Below are 18,401 nucleotides of genomic sequence, written 5' to 3' on the forward strand. Positions count from 1 at the left end.
TGCAGCATATACTATTTGATTAATGGCTGTTCGAATACATCGTTCGCTTTTTGATCGGCTGATGATGACGAATTGCCTGCACTTGCATCGGATGAAGCATCCGTTGTGCCTGTCGTGGATGAAACAGACGTTGAATCCTGCTGAATCGGTGTCACGATTGGCTGCTGTGATGACGGCGTGGCAGACGGGTCGGTCTCCGGTACAGCAGACACCGCTGGCTCAGATTGCAGCGTTGGCGTCTGCGAAGTCAAAGAATCACTTGATGTAGAACTTGTTGCGTCATCGATAGACAGATCAGTTGTTGAATAAGCAGATGTGCTGTTGTTCATAGAAGCACTGGACGCCTTGGCTTTGTCGGCTTCACTCATACGGCTCAGGCTCTCATCCAGTGTAGTACGTGCTGCTTTGCTCAATTGCAAGGTCGCTTTTTCCAATACATTCGGATCGGACTGGATCAGATTGATAACATCTGTATTCGCCGGATAGTTAGGAATTGCTTTGTCCTGCATGTATGGATCGGCGTAAGAGATAGCGTACAGCTTCGCACCTTGCAAATACGCATCGACAATCGCGCTACTCATAACGAGCAATTCGGATTCGTTGATGTTGTACCAGACATTGGTGCCGGACAGGTCTTGAACCTTTTTCTTGGATAATACGATGTAGTCGTTACCGTTCGGAAAACCAATCCGTACATCGACGTAATCGCCTTTTTGCAAACGGCTTGGCAATTGCAGTACGTTATACTCGCGAATCCGCAGATCGTTCGGTGTAGCACCTTCGGCGTACACCATCGCAGGAGTTAGCGCTGTTCCTTTGCTGGTATCAATCTTCATTACTTTGCCGATCAACTGCTTCGGATCGGTCAGTGCATTACTTGGTGCGCCTTGTTTGGATACAAAGGCGGTCGTAATTTGCTTGCTGCTGATGGTATCCCCAGCTTTCAGTTCACCGGTTGTCACCACGATTTTGCTAGATACGGCTTGCTGTTCTTCCAGTGCTTGTTGCGTTTGCAGCAGTTCGACTTCATACTGGGCTTTGACGGCTTTTAACTGCTTGGATTGGTAATTGATGAGAAATATGTATCCTAGCGACGATACAATCGCCACGATCAGACCGCCGATGAGACCGGCGTAAATCTTATTTTTCATCCGAAAACGAATAATGGACACGTGCTAACACTCCTTACGCAAAGCTGGTTTCGATCTGTTTTGATATATTGGTGTTAATGCTGATGTTGGATCTACTATTTACTCATTATTGGTATGGGCTTGCTTGGATGTACTCAGGATTGCTTTGCATTGCTTTCATTCCCTGTCTGTGATCGACCAGATCGGCGTATTCAGTACTTGCTGGATCAACTGCTTTTCATGCTCAGTCGGTTGGCTTTGTGCATTTTCCAGACGGCTAATACGTGTCTGATACGAACCGATATGGCGTGCCAGCTCGCCTTGAGACAGCTTTTGTCGTTTACGTGCAAAGATCAATCGCTCCGCTTCGTTTAGCATGATTTCCAATGATGGTGGGCTCCTTTCCGCAAAATGGACAACAAAAAAAGCACGCAAAATGTCCTAAGACATTAAGCGTGCTTCGCTTATACTGAGTAGGTGTTGTTTATTTATACAGCCATATTATATGATCCTTTCGTACTATGTCAATCGCTTTTTTGTAAAAGATGGTAGTTCTCTCGCCATCATACCTTTACATAGACCAAGGAGGACAACGATGGAGCAACCGAAAAAATACCGCATCGGCGTAGAAGTCACACTGGAAATCATCGGTGGCAAATGGAAAAGTGTCATTCTGTACCATTTGACCGAAGGTGAGAAACGATACAACGAATTGAAACGGCTGATCCCGAATATCAGCCAGAAAATGCTTACTCAGCAGCTGCGCGAATTGGAGCGTGACGACGTAGTCATTCGTCATGATTATGGCGAGGTTCCGCCACGAGTGGAGTATAGTTTGAGCGCATATGGCGAGAGTCTGATTGAAGTGCTGGACTTCTTTTGCCACTGGGGTGAGAATCATCTGGAGCGTGTCTACGGCGACAAGCATCTGATGCTGGATGAATATTTTCTGGACGATCATCCATCACCGACCAAGGATCAATAATATGTGATAGGGTAGGTACTTGAAAGTGCCTACTTAACAGAGCATGGACTTCCCTCTACAATGGCGTTACAGCTTCACACACTATAACAATACGTACAGGAGGAATTTCCTTTATGAAAACATTGATCGTTGTCGCCCATCCGAACCTGCATGAATCCCGTATCAATAAACGCTGGTTGCAAGAGTTGGAACAGTACTCCGACCGGCTGACTATTCATAATCTATATGAGCAATATCCTGATAGCAAGCTGGATATTGCTCGTGAACAGACGTTATTAGAACAACACGACCGCATAATATTACAGTTTCCACTGTACTGGTTCAGCAGTCCGCCGCTGCTCAAGCAATGGCTGGATGAAGTATTTTTGGAAGATTGGGCATATGGCACAGATATTGAGCTATTTCACAGCAAGACGATTAGCGTGGCGATCTCCGCTGGCAGTCGGGAAAGCGATTATCAGATGGATCGCAAATATCGCTATGATATCCACCATATCCTCAGTCCGTTTGAAGTAACGACGAGGTATCTGAATGCGCAGTATCGGGAACCATTTGTGCTGTATGCTGCTGGGTCGCACTTGAGCGATGATGCGCTGGAAGATAGTGCAAAGCGTTATGCCGAATATGCATTGCAGCCTTACGCTGATACACAAGCTGTACAATACCTACACTGATGCTAGCAGTATTAGCATTGAACACTGCTCTGCAACTACCGCTCAAACAACAAGCGTATGACAAGGGAATGCTCCCTTATGCCATACGCTTGTTCCCATTCCATCTTCCCATACCCCATACTAGCAGCGACAGTACAATCATCACACCACCGGACAGACTAACCGCCGACCAACCGCCATGCTCCCACATATAACTGCCGACCGACGAACCGACCGCACCGCCGATAAATGTACTAACCATTAGCACCGTATTCAGCCGACTCCGCGCCGCCGCTTCCAATGCATAAATGCGCGTCTGATTGGAAATCTGCGCACCCTGTACACCCAGATCAAGCAGCAAAATACCGACGATCAATCCGATCAGCCACATACCGGCAAAGCCGAACAACAACCAAGACAGCAGCGTAATACTTAACATACCACCGATAATCCAATGCGGCGCTATGCGATCCGCTAATCGTCCGACCCACGGTGCGCCTAATGCTCCCGCTACACCAAACAAGCCGAACAACCCAGCGATGCGGCTGTCATAATGATACGGCGCACCTTCCAAATAAAAGCTAAGCGACGTCCAGAATACGCTAAATGCGCCAAAGTTCAGCGCACCAATCAGCGCGCCTTCACGCAAGGTAGCATACTTGCGAATCAAGCCCGTAATCGATAACATCAGCTCACCGTACGACGATTTCAATTCCGGCTCTACACGCGGCAACCGACTGCGCAGCACGATCAGCAGCACCAACATAAATGCCGCCGCCAGCACGTACATCCAGCGCCATCCCCATGTACCGCCGATCAGACCGGATATCGTACGCGCGAGCAGAATGCCGAATAACAAGCCACTCATCACCATACCGATCACCTTGCCACGCTGTTCCGGCGATGCCAGCTGTGCGGAAAAGGGCACCAGAATCTGTGGTACGACGGTGCTGAGTCCAATGATCATACTGGCTGCGTACATCCAATGAATCGACGGAGCTACTGCTGCACCGAGCAGCGATAACGTAACGACCGCCAGCAAAATAGAGATGAGCCCGCGCCGTTCCCGAATATCGCCCAATGGTACAAACAGCAGCATTCCTACCGCATAACCGATCTGCGTAAACGTCGAAATATACCCCGCTTCATCGCGTGATACGCCAAACGAACGCGCCATATCCGCCAATAGCGGCTGATTATAATACAAATTGGCAACTGCGGCACCAGCAGCAATCGCCATCGTCCAGATCAAGCCCGGAGTCAACTGTTTATTGTGCGTCATTCCACCGACTCCTTATGTGTTGTTGCTTTGATAGATTTTGTTGAGCAGCTGCCACAGCTGTTCTTTTTCCTCATCCGTCAAACTGCTGGTCAATTGCTCATTGGCTGCTAATAGCGTCTGATACAGCACCGGTTCAAAATCAACTGCCCGCTTTGTCGGATACAGCAAATATGCACGGCGATCATTGGGATCGACGCGGCGCTCAATATAGCCTGCTTCTTCCAGCTGACGCACCGAGCGTGCCGTCGTTGCTTTATCAAATTTGAGATCATTGGTCAGCTGATCCTGATTCACACCTGGACGCTGCAAAATCGCTTTTAAGTAGCTATGATGCCCACCGCTACCGATATCATGCGGCTTGAACATGCGAGCTAAATGCTTCTGATTCAAACGATTAATATAGGAGATCAGCTTGCCGATCGTATCCCTTTTCATACATGTACACCTTCTCTACCGAATATAAAGCGTCGTTCAAGAAACATTCAAATTTTATAATAAAATAGTTGCGAGCGCAACAAAATATCATTATACTCAGGTTGCAAACATTGTTGCACCTGCAACTAATTAGATAAATGAGGTGTATGACATGAGTGAAACCGCCAATCGGCGCACATATCAGGACGATCCCGATATTCAGCGTAAACGCTGGATTATTCTGATCGTTCTCAATCTGTTTACTTTTATGGCTACACTGGACGGTAGCATCGTCAACATTGCGCTGCCGACCATTTCCGAAACGTTGGGCTTGCCCGTTGCACAGAGTGAATGGGTGACAACGAGTTACCTGATGGCGATCTGTGCCGCCATTCTGTTCTTCGGGAAGCTGGGCGACAGTATCGGCAAAATCAAAATCTTCAAGCTGGGTATGGCAATTTTCATCGTCGGTTCTCTGTTATGCGGATTCAGCCATAGTCTGTCGTTTCTGCTTATTTCACGAGTAGTACAGGCGATTGGCGCTTCCATGACGATGGCGAACAGTCAGGGCATCGTAACGGATATTTTCCCGCCGACCGAACGCGGCAAAGCACTCGGTCTGGTCGGTACATTCGTCTCGCTCGGCAGCATTGCCGGACCAAGTCTAGGTGGTGTCATCCTGTCGTCGCTAGGTTGGGAATATATTTTCTGGGTGAATGTGCCGATCGGTATTATCGCTATCATCTTTGGTCTGAAGCTGTTACCGCCAGATATGGTAAAAACGGGCGCCAAAATCGACACTACCGGCACCTTGCTATTTACTGGCTTTATCCTGTTTCTATTTGCCGGATTGCTGCTTGGACAGCAGTTGGGATACGGAGATGGTCGCATCGTAGGTTCACTGATTGCGGCTGTCGTGTTGCTAGGCATCTTCTTATGGGTGGAAAAACGTAAAAGCGATCCCTTGCTTCAACTTGATCTATTCCGCAATCCGCTGTTCTCGCTTGGGATTCTGTGCGGCTTTCTCGTGTTTGTTGCTAACTTCTGCTTTAACATTATCGCACCATTTTATACGCAGAGCATCTTGAATCTGTCACCGTTTCAAGCGGGCTTTCTGTTAATGCTGTTGCCGATTATGATGGTCATTATCGCACCACTGAGCGGCGCGCTGTCGGACAAAATCGGTTCAGAAATTCTGACCTTTGTCGGGTTGATCGTGATGGTAATCGCGCAGTTCGGGCTATCGCGTCTGCATCAGGGTAGCCCGCTACCAATCGTCGGCACATGGGTCGCGATGCTCGGAATCGGCAGCGGCTTGTTCCAATCGCCGAACAATTCGCTGATCATGTCCCGTATCGCTCGTACCCAGCTTGGCATCGCTGGCAGCGTCAATTCCTTGATCCGTAACGTGGGTATGGTTGTCGGAATTACCGTCGCAACCAGTACGCTATTCGGCGTCATGAGCCGCGAAGCCGGGCAGCGTGTGACTGGATTGATCCCGGGACAGCCCGACATTTTCCTGAGCGGGATGCATGTTGTGTTTACCGTGTCGGCAATCATCTGTCTGGTCGCTGCCATTTTGACTGGCTGGCGGATGCTCCGTTCGCGTCAGGATGAAGTCGGTAGTGCGGAACCGCAACAGCAGCGGATGGCGGAAGGCAGCGCTGGCGGGAAATAAGAATAGAGTTATAAGGTATTGTGTCGGGCATACTAAGCTTCTGCATAATAGCCTAGTGATATAAATATATAACTACATTGGCAACGTTGATCCAATTGCTTACTACGCGAAAAAACCTCTGTTATTCGACAGAGGTTTTTCTGCTTTTATTTGGCTGTATATACTCACTACATATTCGATCTAAAATCCAATCTTGATACTCTCGCCTTCCATCGCCACCGCTGGCGATTTGGTCAAAGACAGCTTCTGATCTTCCGAATAACCTAGCGTTTCGCCATCGTGCAGTACTACATTGCTGCCTACTACATAGCTAATAATATTCAGCGTAAATTCAAATACATCTTCAATCGACTGCTTGGAATCGATAATCTCCAGCTCGTCTTTGCCAAAATTCTTCAAACCGACTGTGTAAGCACCGCTACCAGAGCCGTCTTCGGTTTTGTACAATCCGAGGAATACCCATAGTTGAACTGGCAATTCCTGCTCTTTTAAAATCTCGGCGCTCTCCACATACGATTCAGCTGACATGACCATAGGTGGTGCATAATACGCAATCGCATTGCTCAGCTGCAATACACTACTGGTCAACTGTGTAAATAGCGCATGACCGAGCAATACGTCTGTAATGCCCATCACGGTAATAATTACATGCGATTGATGAGTGGCTACAACCTGTTCCGCTTCCGGCCACAGTACGTTAAATTTGCAATTTTCTTCCACTTCACGGTTGGGAACCGGACCTGGCATATGAGCGATCGCAACGTTCATTCCGCCCAGTTCAAACACCATATTGTCATCCGGCTGTAAATCAGCAATCGTGATGCCCCAGTGTTCGCGCATAATCTCTACTAACTGTGCCGCATCAAAGGTATCGTTATTTAGCAAGGCAAAGCCAAGCAGCATCGTTGCTGGTTCTGGCAAATCCGACTGTACTTGTACAGCAGATGCCGCTTCTGTATCGTAACCAAATGCGCTTGGCTGACTGGATGCCGTAGTCGGCTCTGTCTGGCGTTGTTGCTGTTGAGTGGTTGATTCCGCTTCTTGTTTCTTGCGGCGAAACTTATCAAAAAATCCCATTATGCATCGCTCCTTTATTATGTAATGAATGGCGTCAAATGCTTTTTATCCGCATCCATCCGGCAGTTACGGCTGTCCGGCAATTGCAGATCATGATTGCAACGTTCGTTTCCAGTGTATCAGGTATGACAGCATTTTCCTATCTTCCCTCAGAACATTTGGCAAGAAGAGGAAATGGAAAAGCAAACGTTCTCGACATTTACCTATCCAAAAATCTGACATCAAAAAAAGCCTGACATCCCGTTACATGCTTCGGAATGTCAGACTTGGATCGAAAAAATGAGTGTATATTACATATCCATTGATGTGTTGTTGATTGGCTCATATGTTGTAAATGTTCTTAATACATGTACGTGGTAACTCTCAACATCCATCCTATCTAAATCGGTAACATCATCAAAATGATCGAAGACAATCCCAGACAGACGCTGATCAAACACAGCACCAGCAACACCTGCTGTGGATTCAATCCACTCGACAGCAGTCGATAATGAATTTGCGTCGCATCTGCTTCATAGATCTTTTGCCCTCTCATCATGCGCCGAATCACAACAAAGATATTGTCAAAGATCGGCACACCCAGTGCCAGAATCGGCACAAACAACGATAGCAAAGTCGCCTGTTTGAATGCTCCATCCAGCGCGATAATCGCCAGCACGAAGCCGAGGAAGGTCGCACCTGAATCGCCCATATATACTTTTGCAGGTGGTTTGTTGTAACGCAGATAACCGATGCCTACACCGACTAAGCTAATCGCCATGATCGCGGGACCGCTTTGCCCCTGTGCCATCGCGACGATGAATAGCGTAATTGCCGAGATCGTCGCCAGACTGCCTGCCAATCCATCCATGCCATCACTAAAATTAATAACCGTCGTCACACCAAAAATCCACAGCAAGGTCAACACCAGTTGTAACCATTCGGGCAACAAAATATACTCACCGTTAAACGGATTGGAAAAACCGACAAACTGAATGCCCGCCATATAAACGATTAATGCTGCTGCCAGTTGAACAAGCATTTTGGGCAGAGCTGGAAACTCGCGATGACTGACTTTGTACCAATCATCCACCAGCCCGATGATGAGCACCAGCAGCGAGCCGCCAAGCACCGCCGCCATTTTGCCGGGACTGGCATCCATAAATGTTATGTAGGAGATGACAAATCCGCCAAATAGCGCAATCCCCGCCATAAGTGGCACTGGTTCTTTGTGCAGCTTGCGCTCGCTATCCGGGCGCGGCTTGTCTACAAAATCCAGTGTAATCGCCCATTTGCGTAGCATCGGGATCGTGATCAGTACGAAGACAAACGACAGGATAAAAGCCGCAATATATTGCATAGTTCCCTCCTTGGGATTGGACATCACGATCATGGCTTGGTGGTTGAAGATGAAGAGATCGGAACGGATGTTGTTGATTCACGGTCAGTAGGTCTAAATTACATATACAGCGAAATTAGGGCGAGGGCAATATGGCAAATCTGATATTTCTGTCAGAATTGTTTTGAGGGGTGTATGGAGAGGGGGTGATTGGGCAGCATTCACTGCGGGAAGGAATAAGGGAACGGGACTCCGGTGGAGCCGCGGGAATCTTTTGGATTTGGGAATGAATGAAGATTCCCGCATCTCCAAAGTCGCCCTTTTCCCTTATTTCCTTCCCTCCGTTCCGTGCTTGCCCATCATCTGCCCTCAACATACAACTCCAAAAAATTCCTAGAGAGGGTGGGTAGTAGGATTAGAGATTAGGTTGATTCGGTTGGTTAGGTTGCTTGGGAATTATGTTGGCTGGATAAGGAGTTGTTTGAGTATGGGATTGGTTGGGATTTTGTTGTAAGGTGTTGAGATTGTTGAAGGGATAGGATTTTGAAGGTGGGGTTGGGGGTGGTATGCTTAGTTTGTTATTTTTATACATAATATGGAAGTTGCTTGAGTTTGTGATTTAGTTGGGGATTAGTTTGTATATGGGAAGGTGATGGGATTGGTGTGGAAGTTTAGGAGAAAGGGTTGGGGGCTTGGATTGTGGAAGATTTGGGTGGTTGTGGGGATAATGGGTTGGTTGGGGATGTGGGGCTGGGTTGGCATGGTTGAGGCGGGCGGTGTTCCTGATGATGTGAGGGTGAAGGTTGAGCGGGAGTTGCGGGATTCGCAGACGCAGTTTCACATATTGGGACAGGCTGGAACAGTGCAAGGGCATGTTTCTGTTCGTGAGGATACATATACGTTGGGTGAAGGGTATCGGTATTATAGTTTGAATGGAATTGCAGTTGAGAAGCTTGGTGGGCAGGCGGATAAACGGGAGATTTCTGCGAATCAGGTTCTGGATCTGGCAGGGTATGTATTTACGACGCAATATCGCGGGCAGGATCAGTCGTTGATTTATACGTCTACTCCGCCGAAATATGATGCGATTACGACGGTTGCGACTTCTGAAGGGTTCTCAGAGGATAATTTTACGCGACCATTGCAGCATGCTATTGCTTGGAGCGGTAATGATGGGGATGGTAAATTGATTGATGATATGCGTACTGGGATTAAGGCATGGGTTGCTGATGTTGATGGTCAAGAGCAGGTTATGCTAATACAAAACAATATGTTGTTAGAGATGAAGCAGTTTGATACGTTGACGCTTGAGGAATTTGTACACCGATTGTGGAGCGCTGAAAAATCACGGGCGGATTGGCAGGATGCGCCGGGGAATGGATGGAATCATGATGCTAGCGAAATGTCTGGGGCGGTTGGAGCTAGTGTACATGTAGACGATATAGAAAACCATAATGCCGATGATACGAATGATGGAATGGTTTGGATTTGGGGTGGTGTTGCTCTGGGAGTCGTTGTTGTGGGAATTGCAGGATGGTTGGTTGCTCGTAAGATTAGAATGAAGCGTAGGCAGTAGTAGTTTTAGGGTTGTGCTGCTGGGTGCTGGGTGCTGGGTGCTGGGTGCTGGGTGCTGGGTGCTGGGTGCTGGGTGCTGGGTGCTGGGTGCTGGGTGCTGGGTGCTGGGTGCTGGGTGCTGGGTGCTGGGTGCTGGGTGCTGGGTGCTGGGTGCTGGGTGCTGGGTGCTGGGTGCTGGGTGCTGGGTGCTGGGTGCTGGGTGCTGGGTGCTGGGTGCTGGGTGCTGGGTGCTGATTAAGTATAATAAATTTGCAAAAAAAGGGATACCTGCTTGATCAGCGGGTGTCCCTTTTTGGATGAACGATTCGGTTGGAAGCTTACGCTTCTTCGAAGATTTTCTCAACTTGTGGCATGATGTCGTCCCAGCTTGCGTCGGGCAGTTTGCTGACGGTGACGAAGTCGCGCATGCCGAAGATGTTGTCTACGCCGTCGATGTTGACGAGGGCTTGTGCCAGCGCGTGGTCAGTGGTGTCGCCTGCTTTGACGGATTTGCTGCCTGCACCTTCGAAGATCGTTTGGTCTGCGTTGATTTTTACGGCATTTGGGTTTGGTGTTGGTTGTACTTGGATTTGAATCGCCATGATTGTCATTCTCCTTTGCATCCTATAGTGGTTGTATGGGCAATTAGGAATTGCGTTTGTTGTTGCGAGTGTTGGCTTTGGGCTTGTCTTTTTTCGGGTTGATCGTCAGATCGAGGCTTTCCCAGCGACCGCGCAGCCAATTGTCGAATTCGTCGCCTTTTTCGCCTTCGTAGGCGTTATAGATATCGGCGCGCATTTTGTTCAGTTTGTCTTTGAAGTCCTCGTAGCTGTGATCAGCAGGTAGACTTTTTTTGATACGGATCAGCGTTTTGGTCATGTGGTTGAACAGTTCGCCGCCTTGACGCTCTGGCAGTTCTACATCCTGTCCCAATTGACGCAGCTGTTCGTATGCTTCCTGACGTACCGCTGTTACAGGATCGTTATGCAGCAAATGTTGCAGCAGATCGATAACCGGCGGCAGATCGTATTGACCTAGCTCGCGAGCGGCTTCTTGACGGCGCTGCCAATCCGACTGACGATGCGCATCCTTTTTCAGCTGGCTATAGTTTTCCGGCAGTTCATATTGTCGGGCAGGCACTGCCTGTTCCTGTTGTTCTTCATTGAATTCATTACTCAAAATATTCATTTCCTCTCTGTGCTTCATCACATGAAGCGTGCATTGTTCCAGCCTCTATATTAGCATACTTACCACGGTTACAGCATATGAACACCAAAATGCCTATATTCCTGTTTACGATACGTACGATTTCCTAGAAGTGACGTTTGCACCTATGGTACCATACAGCTATACATAGCCTTACAGGAGGAACGATTGTGATCAGAAAAACACTACGCTTATTCCCTATACTCATTTTTCTATTTCCCGCCATTTTGTTGAGCTTCTTCGTTTGGAACGAATATACCGATAGCTTGAATCTAGTAACGTCTTCGCAATATTCGAACGAAATCAGCAACATTTTTTATGTCGATCAGGGACATCGTGTTGTTGCCCTTTCCCCATCTACGTCGGACAATCAACTGAATGCGTATCTGTATCAGGCAGACGGATCGCAATATGAAGGAGAAGTGAGCATGGACTCTAATATCTTCATGGAGCATCTGGCGGCTTACTACAAGGATCAGCTTCTTCTGACTGTAAAAGATCAAGAGAACGATGCCCATGCTTATATGCTCGATACTGCAACCAAACAGCTCACCAATCTCATCAACCAGCCGCTGTCGATTACTAGTTATCTGAGTTCGGACAGCTATATGTGGCGCAATCAAATCATCTTCGCGCAGGCAGATCAGAGTGGACAATACGACGCATTTATCGCCCGCATTGCCAATGGGAAGTTCCAGTATATCAATTTGCAGGATGGCAGTTATTTCAAAGGGCAACGTCCAATCAGCATCGATGCAGTCAGTGATACCTTCGACGATGCAGGCGGCACCATTCCGATGTTCACCGTATCACTGGCAGATTCCACTACCGCTTACATTAGCGGCATTCTGGACGACAAGGGTAACATCGACGTGTATTACCATCCCGAAAAGCAAGACAATACCTTTGAAGCAGAGGATCTGGCGCAGCTGCAATTCCGCAAGCATTTTGGCACGCAGTCGCGTCCTGTCATCAAGATCAATAGCACGTATCCGGTACAGGCGTATACGTATTCGCAAGACGACGATGCACTGGCGGTCGTTCCTACACCAAAGCCGGTCTACGACGCCCAGCTCTTTTTGCTAAATGACAATGAAATCCTTCTTGCCGGTTCCACCACACCAGACCCGGTCAAAGGCAAGCGCCGTGGCTATGTCTACAACGAACAAACCAAGCAATCCATCGACGTCTCTGCGTTACTGGCTAACTTGAGCGTAGAAGACTTCAACAATAACCAATTGCGATTTTACAAAGAATCCGGCAGTCCGCTGATCTACTATTCGTATGAAGAACATGGGGGCGGCTGGTTGAATACCGATACGAAGAAAACGGCTTCCCTACAAACGGACGCCGTACGACGCTGGCAGCTAAACGGACAAACAGGTGCGCTGAGCAATTCGCCATCTGTACATGGATTTCTTGCTTTTGTCGGTCAAGGCGGTGCGCTGGTCATCAACTGGCTGATCTGGCTTGCCATTCCGGTGCTGATGATTCTAGTGCCGCTCCTTCTCATTCCACTGCTCCGCTATCGTAAGAAACGGCAGCTATCCAGAGGCATCGTGGTGGATGCGGTCATTACAGGAATGAAGGAAACCGGTACCCGGATCAATGAACAGCCGTTGGTCGATTTTACGATTGCTTTTCATATGGAAGGTCAACCGCGCGAGCTGCATATATGCAAAGTGATCTCCTTGCTGAATGCACCTTCTATCGGCGATACGGTCATGATCAGCTATGATCCAGCACGCAACAAAGCGATATTTGTTAGCGAAAATGATGACGTTCCACTGCCACAAGAAGCACCAGAGCCAGAGTTGATTCAAAATGCTACGCTTCAGCGTATTGACCGAATCGATTCCGTTCAGCGGGCAGAAGCACTGGTGCTGCATTTTGAAGCGGGCGGACAGCATTATGACATTCCTGTTGTGCAGTCTGTCGGATTCACGTATCGAATAGGGGAGCAAGCGACTCTCGCTGTCATTGCTGGCACTCCGCGTTTGTTCCGCTACGGCGCATCCCAGCCATATCGTCCAGAAGATCATCTGACGTTGCAGGGGGAACTGATTTACAGCAAACCGTATCCGATACGTAGTGAAGATCGTCAACTGGTGCTCATGGAAATTTCTATTCAAGCGGGCGAACAAGTCATCCGACGGATGAACAGTCTGTTTGTACAGGATGCAGTATTGCGCGCCATGCGTATCGGCATGACCGTGCCTGTCAGTGTCAATCGATATGAACTGGAACGCGAAATCCGTTTGCTGCGCGGCAAGCAAGGTAGCGCTATCGTACAACAAGTGGAGTTTCAAGGAACGATTGGCGAACGTCCACTGGCGAAGATCACTGTACAGCGCGATGGTCGTCATTATGTGATCGAACAGTCCATTGAACCACTATTCGGCGTGCAAATCGGCGATGAGCTATGGATCGCTTATGACGAGCAGTTACAGGAAGCGATCATCGTAAAATATGCTCATAGCTGACCGTAGAGGTTATCAGCGAAACGGTATCAGTTTGAACAGACCGATATCCGCAATAATGTCGCGAATACGTTCAATCTGCTGCTTCGCTTCGTCAGCGGCATGCAATGCCGGATATTGCTCTGAACCGCCTAACAGTTCCAGCTTGCTGAGCCGCATGAGATGAATCAATCGGCGATTCGCTTCGCCTGCCGGATCATCGGCAGAGATATGGCGTTCCAGATCGTTCGGCTGTACCATATCTCCCTCCAAAAAACGCTGATGCACTTTGCGCTTGATCTCCACCACGTCCGGCTTGCCTGTATTCACTGCCGATTCGATAGCAGCGATGGCTTGCTGCTTAGCTGTATCTGCCTGTTCGGCTGGTGCAAGCACCGCATGTAGCACATGGGCATGCTCAAGCCATGTCCAGTAATCGTAGCTATTTTCAAAAGGAACGGTGATGAGCGGTTCGGTAATGTGGCGTGCGATATCCTCCTCCCCATTTACATACAGCAGCCATGCCAGTTCAACGAAGCATTGCAGCTGCCCTTTGTCATTGCGCATCTGTCGCTTAGGAAGACGCTGGATGTAGGAAGAGAGCGTTTCTATTTCTTGAACTGGTGCGGTGGTGGAAGTGGCATGTTCATCGGCATTAGTGCTGGCTGGTTCGGTGGTGGATGGCGCTGGATTGGGCGATTGAGATTGGGCGGCTTCTTGGATTTGTGTGAGAGCCTGTTGTAGAGTTTGTGTTTCGCTCATACGTGTACCTCCGGGTATGTAGTTTGGGATTAGTCCATCATGTGCAATCTGTGCGACAGAGGGCATGACTTTGATTCGCGTGATGCAACCTCTGCGCACGATTCATCTCGTTCCACTGCTGTGCATCATGGGTGGTACGTTGTTTCTTTTACACTATTAACCCCTACAGTATACCTGAAAAGATAAATCTGGCTCCAGCATACTCATAGCGTACCATTCTATCAGTATAGAACGAGCCAAAAAGGTCAGAACCAATTGATACATCATCATGGTTCTGACCTTTTCTTTTGGCTTGCTCTGTTTTACTTACACCCGCTTCGGCAGCCATTTGCTGTACTGGCGGCGTAGGCGGTGCAGTTCCTCGCCGTGGCGCATCGCTTTTTGCTCCTGCGATTTGCCAATTGCGACGATCAGTGCTTCCAGCATAACGAGCGGCGCTGCCATGGAGTGAAATTCCCAGACTTCGCCGCGTGCGGTATACAACGCGACGTCCGCTTTTTGTCGCATGTCGCTGACGACCAGATCAGTCAGCAGGATGATGCGGCAGCCACATTGACGCGCATAATGAAACAGCGTTGCCATCTCTGGCGATTCCGATACAAAGCCGAACATAACCACTGCATCCCCCGCGCGCATATGGATAAAGTATTCCAGCAGTTCATGCCCGCCGTGATCCATCGTGCGCACACGGTTGCCAAATCGAGTCAGGCGAAATTCCAACAACTCCGCCAGCGCGCGTGCCGAACCGGGAGCATACATATGAATCGTACCCGCTTCGGTCAGCATGCGTACCGCCCGGTCAAAATCCTTTTGCTCCAGACGGTCGGCAGTTTGCTGTACATAATTGGCGGTGTCCATCATTTGCGCGGTGGTGCTGCCCTGCTCCTCCAAACGGTCAAAAGCAGATTGCAGCTTGCGTGTCGGTGAAACCAGACCTTCTTTTTTGACGCGGTTTTTGAATTCTTTCAGGTTACGGCATTCAATCTCCGCCCAAAAACGCGAAACGGTCGATACGCTCACCTCGCAAGCGGAAGCGATATCTTCCTCCACCATAAAAGGGATGCCATCGATATGTTTTAAAATATAATCTGCCACCCGCTGGTGACTGCGCGACAATTTGACATGATCAAACGTTAGTCCCATCGCCGTCCCTCCCTTATGTTGTTCCCGATGTCCATATTAAACGTCCCATGTGTGTCATACAGGTGCTTGCTGCTATACATCATATTGGTATGAAAGCATACGACTACATGCGCCACTTCTACTTTTGCTATTTCATCTGCATACAAGTGATTCTCTTATCCGTGCAGGGAATCAACAACTTCGACTTTCTTTTTTAACAGCTTTTTGACGGTATTGGCGGCGCGTACTTGTAAATGTAGAGAGGGCGAAATGTGGCGTTTGCACAGTCCAGCGGCGATGGCGGCACGGATATTTGCAACGGTGTCGTAATTGCCCGGCAATTCGTTGTACACACAGCCGACTTGGAACATCTGGTGCGCGTCACTGCCTGCTACGACTGGTACACCGTGTTGCTCGCCCAGTGTGAGCACTTTGGCGATATTTTCTTGAATACCGATTTCGTGTAGGTCTTTGCCGTTCAGATCGAACGCGTCGAATCGGCGTAGCAGTTCAGGTGCTACATGGTATAGATGATTGGATTTGCGGAACGGGTGTCCGCCGATGACCATCAATCCGGCGGGTTCGCACAGCTCAAACAACGCTTCCAGCGGGATAAAGCGATCTGGTGAAGTGTAGCCGTCTAGCGCTTTGCGTACGCTTAGTAATTGTTCCTTTGGTCCGCTGATCAGGATATGACCGCCTTCGGCAACGTCTACCTCCATACCGGTAAAGATGCGGAAGCCGTTACGGTCGTAGTAATGACCGTTGCATGGGAAATGCTGATCCAGTGTGCCGTATACGTCGTCAAAGCGGTGAGTATTGAAGTGCTCGGTGAGGATGATCGCGTCGAGTCCGTGCATCTTGGCTTCGTCAAGGATCGTGGTGAAGTGTTCGATGGAGAAGTCGGTTTTTTTGGACAGTTTGGCGTGAATGTGGAAATCGAATTTCATGGTGGGGTACCTCCGGGTGAATGTATTTGAGTTTGGTTTATTTGGTGGTGGATCAACATGCGCTTCGGGAAAGGATTAGGGAACGTCCTCGGGTGGAGCCGCGGGAATCTTTTGGAATGGGAGTAAATGAAGATTCCCGCACCTCCAAAGTCGTCCTTTTCCCTAATTCCTTTCCCTCCGCTCCGTGCGATTTAGTTACTCATATGGAACGAATGCAGCAAATTCACACGGAGGTGGAGAGGGAGTAGTGTAGAAAGATTTTAGGGCATGTTACTTTTAAAGAAAACATTGTAGAGATATAGGATTATTTTCAACTGTTAGAGTTAGACAGTGTTATTTCCTTTTGCGAATCCTGTTTGCAGTTGGAGCATCGGGTATATTCAGCAGGTTGTATTTGGTTCTATATTCATTTAGCTTTTATTTACTCAGGTTCTGTTCTTTTAGCTTCTAAGCTTTGGGGTTCTGTTCACTTAGAATGTACTTGTTTTTCTATTTACCGTCGTTTGGTTTGTTTGCTGCTATCTACTTGCTTTTACTAGGCTGCTACTTAGTTACTTTCTATACCTTGTCTCTATCTTCTTTATATCCTATACCCTGCTTAGGCGCGGATGGTTTCGCGTTTGGGGAAGGGATAGGGGGTGGGGTCGGCGATGGGGGTTGGGATTGGGGTTAGGTTTGATAGTAGGGTTCCCGTTTCGCCGTGGTATAGGTTGATGTGGTTTGGGTGTAGCAGCATGTAGATTGGGGTGCCGGGTTCGTAGGTTGTGTCGCCTAGGGTGCGGGCGGTTAGGGTTCTGCCGTTGGTGTGGACGGTTACGGTTGTTTCGGCGCCTGCTGGGATGACGGTTTCGATGATGCAGGGGATGGCGCCGGGTGTGTAGTGCTTTTGTAATTGGATGTGTTCGGGCTTGATTGTTAAGACGACGGGTTGGCTGGATTGTGGTGCTGGATCGTCATAGGATGCTGGATTAGTCTTGTTCTTGTTATGGACTACGGCAAAGGAGCAGACAGGGCTGCTGATGTACAGGTTGCCGCCATCGGTTGGGACAAGCTCGGCTTCCAGATGATTGGTATCCATACCGCCATTACCGAAGAAATCGGCGATCCGTAGAGTCGTGGGGCGGCGATATAATTCCTGTGGACGATCCACCTGAACGATATTGCCATCGAAAAAGACAGCGATTCGCGTAGATAGCGTCAATGCTTCCTGTTGATCATGGGTAACGTAGATGATCGTGGCGCCCAGCTCGCGATGCAGTCGTTTCAACTCGGCTCTCATCTCTACCCGCAGTCGTGCATCCAGATTGGACAGCGGTTCGTCGAGCAGCAGCAATTCTGGCTCGGTCACGATGGCACGGGCAATGGCGACGCGCTGTTGCTGTCCACCAGATAGTTCGCCGGGATAGCGGTCTGACAGTTCGGCGATACGTACTTTGTGCAGAGCGGATTGTACCTTTTGCCGAATGTCGGCTTTGCTCATTTTGCGTACCTGTAAGCCGAAGGCAACATTATCGAATACGGACATATGGGGCCATAGCGCATAGCTCTGGAAGACGAGATTCAGTCCACGCTTTGCCGGGTCCATATGGTAGGCGGTATCGCCATTGGCAACCTCGCGACCGCTTAATACGATGCTGCCTCCACTCGCCTGCTGCAATCCCGCAATGGTACGCAGCAAAGTCGTTTTGCCACAGCCGGAAGGACCGAGAAAGGTCATGAATTCGCCCTTTTCCACAGTCAGGTCGATGCCTGACAGCACTTGCTTGCTGCCAATCTGCACTTGTACGCCCTGCAATTGTATTGCACTCATA

General features: G+C 48.9%; 18 protein-coding genes. 6 read left to right on the forward strand and 12 right to left on the reverse strand.

Annotation, left to right across the window (positions count from 1 at the left end):
* Window positions 1–11 precede the first annotated feature (11 nt).
* On the reverse strand, window positions 12–1,172 hold the full coding sequence (locus ACE3MZ_RS19425) for an SAF domain-containing protein (protein ID WP_411343756.1): 1,161 nt from the start codon (window positions 1,170–1,172) through the stop codon (window positions 12–14).
* 135 nt (window positions 1,173–1,307) lie between these two features.
* Entirely contained in the window at window positions 1,308–1,508 is a 201-nt protein-coding gene (locus ACE3MZ_RS19430) for a helix-turn-helix domain-containing protein (RefSeq protein ID WP_411346856.1), read from the reverse strand.
* A gap of 217 nt (window positions 1,509–1,725) precedes the next feature.
* Here ACE3MZ_RS19430 and ACE3MZ_RS19435 point away from each other — a divergent pair, with 217 nt between their 5' ends.
* Both ACE3MZ_RS19435 and ACE3MZ_RS19440 read left to right on the forward strand, forming a co-directional pair.
* On the forward strand, window positions 1,726–2,115 hold the full coding sequence (locus tag ACE3MZ_RS19435; RefSeq protein WP_411343757.1) for a winged helix-turn-helix transcriptional regulator: 390 nt from the start codon (window positions 1,726–1,728) through the stop codon (window positions 2,113–2,115).
* Between the two features lie 113 nt (window positions 2,116–2,228).
* Window positions 2,229–2,789 (forward strand): NAD(P)H-dependent oxidoreductase, encoded by a 561-nt coding sequence (locus ACE3MZ_RS19440; protein ID WP_411343758.1) that lies wholly within the window; start codon window positions 2,229–2,231, stop codon window positions 2,787–2,789.
* A gap of 76 nt (window positions 2,790–2,865) precedes the next feature.
* Here the strand turns inward: ACE3MZ_RS19440 and ACE3MZ_RS19445 are convergent, their stop codons facing one another.
* Together ACE3MZ_RS19445 and ACE3MZ_RS19450 are read right to left on the reverse strand one after the other, a co-directional pair.
* Window positions 2,866–4,050 (reverse strand): MFS transporter, encoded by a 1,185-nt coding sequence (locus ACE3MZ_RS19445; RefSeq protein ID WP_411343759.1) that lies wholly within the window; start codon window positions 4,048–4,050, stop codon window positions 2,866–2,868.
* 12 nt (window positions 4,051–4,062) lie between these two features.
* A complete protein-coding gene (locus tag ACE3MZ_RS19450; protein WP_411343760.1) occupies window positions 4,063–4,485 on the reverse strand; it encodes a MarR family winged helix-turn-helix transcriptional regulator in 423 nt (140 codons plus the stop codon).
* Between the two features lie 151 nt (window positions 4,486–4,636).
* Here ACE3MZ_RS19450 and ACE3MZ_RS19455 point away from each other — a divergent pair, with 151 nt between their 5' ends.
* Complete coding sequence (locus ACE3MZ_RS19455) at window positions 4,637–6,142, forward strand: MFS transporter (RefSeq protein ID WP_411343761.1); 1,506 nt, start codon at window positions 4,637–4,639, stop codon at window positions 6,140–6,142.
* A 180-nt stretch (window positions 6,143–6,322) separates the two neighbouring features.
* On the opposite strand, the gene ACE3MZ_RS19460 is transcribed toward ACE3MZ_RS19455, so the two are convergent.
* Together ACE3MZ_RS19460 and ACE3MZ_RS19465 are read right to left on the reverse strand one after the other, a co-directional pair.
* Window positions 6,323–7,219, reverse strand: coding sequence for a DUF4261 domain-containing protein (locus ACE3MZ_RS19460; protein WP_411343762.1), 897 nt, complete (start codon window positions 7,217–7,219; stop codon window positions 6,323–6,325).
* Window positions 7,220–7,598: 379 nt separating this feature from the next.
* Window positions 7,599–8,558, reverse strand: coding sequence for an MraY family glycosyltransferase (locus ACE3MZ_RS19465; RefSeq protein ID WP_411343763.1), 960 nt, complete (start codon window positions 8,556–8,558; stop codon window positions 7,599–7,601).
* A 706-nt stretch (window positions 8,559–9,264) separates the two neighbouring features.
* On the opposite strand from ACE3MZ_RS19465, the gene ACE3MZ_RS19470 reads away from it, so the two are divergent.
* Together ACE3MZ_RS19470 and ACE3MZ_RS19475 are read left to right on the forward strand one after the other, a co-directional pair.
* The gene (locus tag ACE3MZ_RS19470; protein ID WP_411343764.1) at window positions 9,265–10,113 is read left to right on the forward strand and encodes a hypothetical protein; all 849 of its coding nucleotides are present in this window, start codon (window positions 9,265–9,267) and stop codon (window positions 10,111–10,113) included.
* A gap of 30 nt (window positions 10,114–10,143) precedes the next feature.
* Complete coding sequence (locus ACE3MZ_RS19475; protein ID WP_411343765.1) at window positions 10,144–10,350, forward strand: hypothetical protein; 207 nt, start codon at window positions 10,144–10,146, stop codon at window positions 10,348–10,350.
* Between the two features lie 79 nt (window positions 10,351–10,429).
* Here ACE3MZ_RS19475 and ACE3MZ_RS19480 read toward each other — a convergent pair whose 3' ends face one another.
* Together ACE3MZ_RS19480 and ACE3MZ_RS19485 are read right to left on the reverse strand one after the other, a co-directional pair.
* Window positions 10,430–10,693, reverse strand: coding sequence for a NifU N-terminal domain-containing protein (locus ACE3MZ_RS19480; RefSeq protein WP_367063360.1), 264 nt, complete (start codon window positions 10,691–10,693; stop codon window positions 10,430–10,432).
* 43 nt (window positions 10,694–10,736) lie between these two features.
* Window positions 10,737–11,270, reverse strand: a complete 534-nt coding sequence (locus ACE3MZ_RS19485; RefSeq protein WP_411343766.1) for a HEAT repeat domain-containing protein — start codon at window positions 11,268–11,270, stop codon at window positions 10,737–10,739.
* A 197-nt stretch (window positions 11,271–11,467) separates the two neighbouring features.
* On the opposite strand from ACE3MZ_RS19485, the gene ACE3MZ_RS19490 reads away from it, so the two are divergent.
* Window positions 11,468–13,780, forward strand: coding sequence for a hypothetical protein (locus tag ACE3MZ_RS19490; RefSeq protein WP_411343767.1), 2,313 nt, complete (start codon window positions 11,468–11,470; stop codon window positions 13,778–13,780).
* Window positions 13,781–13,792: 12 nt separating this feature from the next.
* Here the strand turns inward: ACE3MZ_RS19490 and ACE3MZ_RS19495 are convergent, their stop codons facing one another.
* The 4 genes from ACE3MZ_RS19495 to ACE3MZ_RS19510 form a co-directional block, all read right to left on the reverse strand.
* A complete protein-coding gene (locus ACE3MZ_RS19495; protein ID WP_411343768.1) occupies window positions 13,793–14,518 on the reverse strand; it encodes a DUF6707 family protein in 726 nt (241 codons plus the stop codon).
* A 306-nt stretch (window positions 14,519–14,824) separates the two neighbouring features.
* Window positions 14,825–15,661, reverse strand: coding sequence for a MurR/RpiR family transcriptional regulator (locus tag ACE3MZ_RS19500; protein WP_411343769.1), 837 nt, complete (start codon window positions 15,659–15,661; stop codon window positions 14,825–14,827).
* Between the two features lie 155 nt (window positions 15,662–15,816).
* Window positions 15,817–16,590 carry a PHP-associated domain-containing protein gene (locus ACE3MZ_RS19505; protein ID WP_411343770.1) on the reverse strand — a complete coding sequence of 258 codons (774 nt, stop codon included), beginning with the start codon at window positions 16,588–16,590 and terminating at the stop codon, window positions 15,817–15,819.
* 598 nt (window positions 16,591–17,188) lie between these two features.
* Window positions 17,189–18,400 carry an ABC transporter ATP-binding protein gene (locus ACE3MZ_RS19510; protein ID WP_411343771.1) on the reverse strand — a complete coding sequence of 404 codons (1,212 nt, stop codon included), beginning with the start codon at window positions 18,398–18,400 and terminating at the stop codon, window positions 17,189–17,191.
* Window position 18,401: the final 1 nt, after the last annotated feature.

Source organism: Paenibacillus sp. WLX1005, from assembly GCF_046603685.1.
Classification (GTDB): Bacteria; Bacillota; Bacilli; order Paenibacillales; family Paenibacillaceae; genus Saccharibacillus.

What these genes read in the sequence shown, in the direction of transcription:
- ACE3MZ_RS19505 (WP_411343770.1), bottom strand. Translation starts at nt 16,590, where the DNA reads ATGAAATTCGATTTCCACATTCACGCCAAACTGTCCAAAAAAACCGAC.
- ACE3MZ_RS19450 (WP_411343760.1), bottom strand. Translation starts at nt 4,485, where the DNA reads ATGAAAAGGGATACGATCGGCAAGCTGATCTCCTATATTAATCGTTTG.
- ACE3MZ_RS19445 (WP_411343759.1), bottom strand. Translation starts at nt 4,050, where the DNA reads ATGACGCACAATAAACAGTTGACTCCGGGCTTGATCTGGACGATGGCG.
- ACE3MZ_RS19430 (WP_411346856.1), bottom strand. Translation starts at nt 1,508, where the DNA reads ATGCTAAACGAAGCGGAGCGATTGATCTTTGCACGTAAACGACAAAAG.
- ACE3MZ_RS19500 (WP_411343769.1), bottom strand. Translation starts at nt 15,661, where the DNA reads ATGGGACTAACGTTTGATCATGTCAAATTGTCGCGCAGTCACCAGCGG.
- ACE3MZ_RS19480 (WP_367063360.1), bottom strand. Translation starts at nt 10,693, where the DNA reads ATGGCGATTCAAATCCAAGTACAACCAACACCAAACCCAAATGCCGTA.
- ACE3MZ_RS19455 (WP_411343761.1), top strand. Translation starts at nt 4,637, where the DNA reads ATGAGTGAAACCGCCAATCGGCGCACATATCAGGACGATCCCGATATT.
- ACE3MZ_RS19440 (WP_411343758.1), top strand. Translation starts at nt 2,229, where the DNA reads ATGAAAACATTGATCGTTGTCGCCCATCCGAACCTGCATGAATCCCGT.
- ACE3MZ_RS19460 (WP_411343762.1), bottom strand. Translation starts at nt 7,219, where the DNA reads ATGGGATTTTTTGATAAGTTTCGCCGCAAGAAACAAGAAGCGGAATCA.
- ACE3MZ_RS19470 (WP_411343764.1), top strand. Translation starts at nt 9,265, where the DNA reads ATGGGTTGGTTGGGGATGTGGGGCTGGGTTGGCATGGTTGAGGCGGGC.
- ACE3MZ_RS19435 (WP_411343757.1), top strand. Translation starts at nt 1,726, where the DNA reads ATGGAGCAACCGAAAAAATACCGCATCGGCGTAGAAGTCACACTGGAA.
- ACE3MZ_RS19495 (WP_411343768.1), bottom strand. Translation starts at nt 14,518, where the DNA reads ATGAGCGAAACACAAACTCTACAACAGGCTCTCACACAAATCCAAGAA.
- ACE3MZ_RS19510 (WP_411343771.1), bottom strand. Translation starts at nt 18,400, where the DNA reads ATGAGTGCAATACAATTGCAGGGCGTACAAGTGCAGATTGGCAGCAAG.
- ACE3MZ_RS19465 (WP_411343763.1), bottom strand. Translation starts at nt 8,558, where the DNA reads ATGCAATATATTGCGGCTTTTATCCTGTCGTTTGTCTTCGTACTGATC.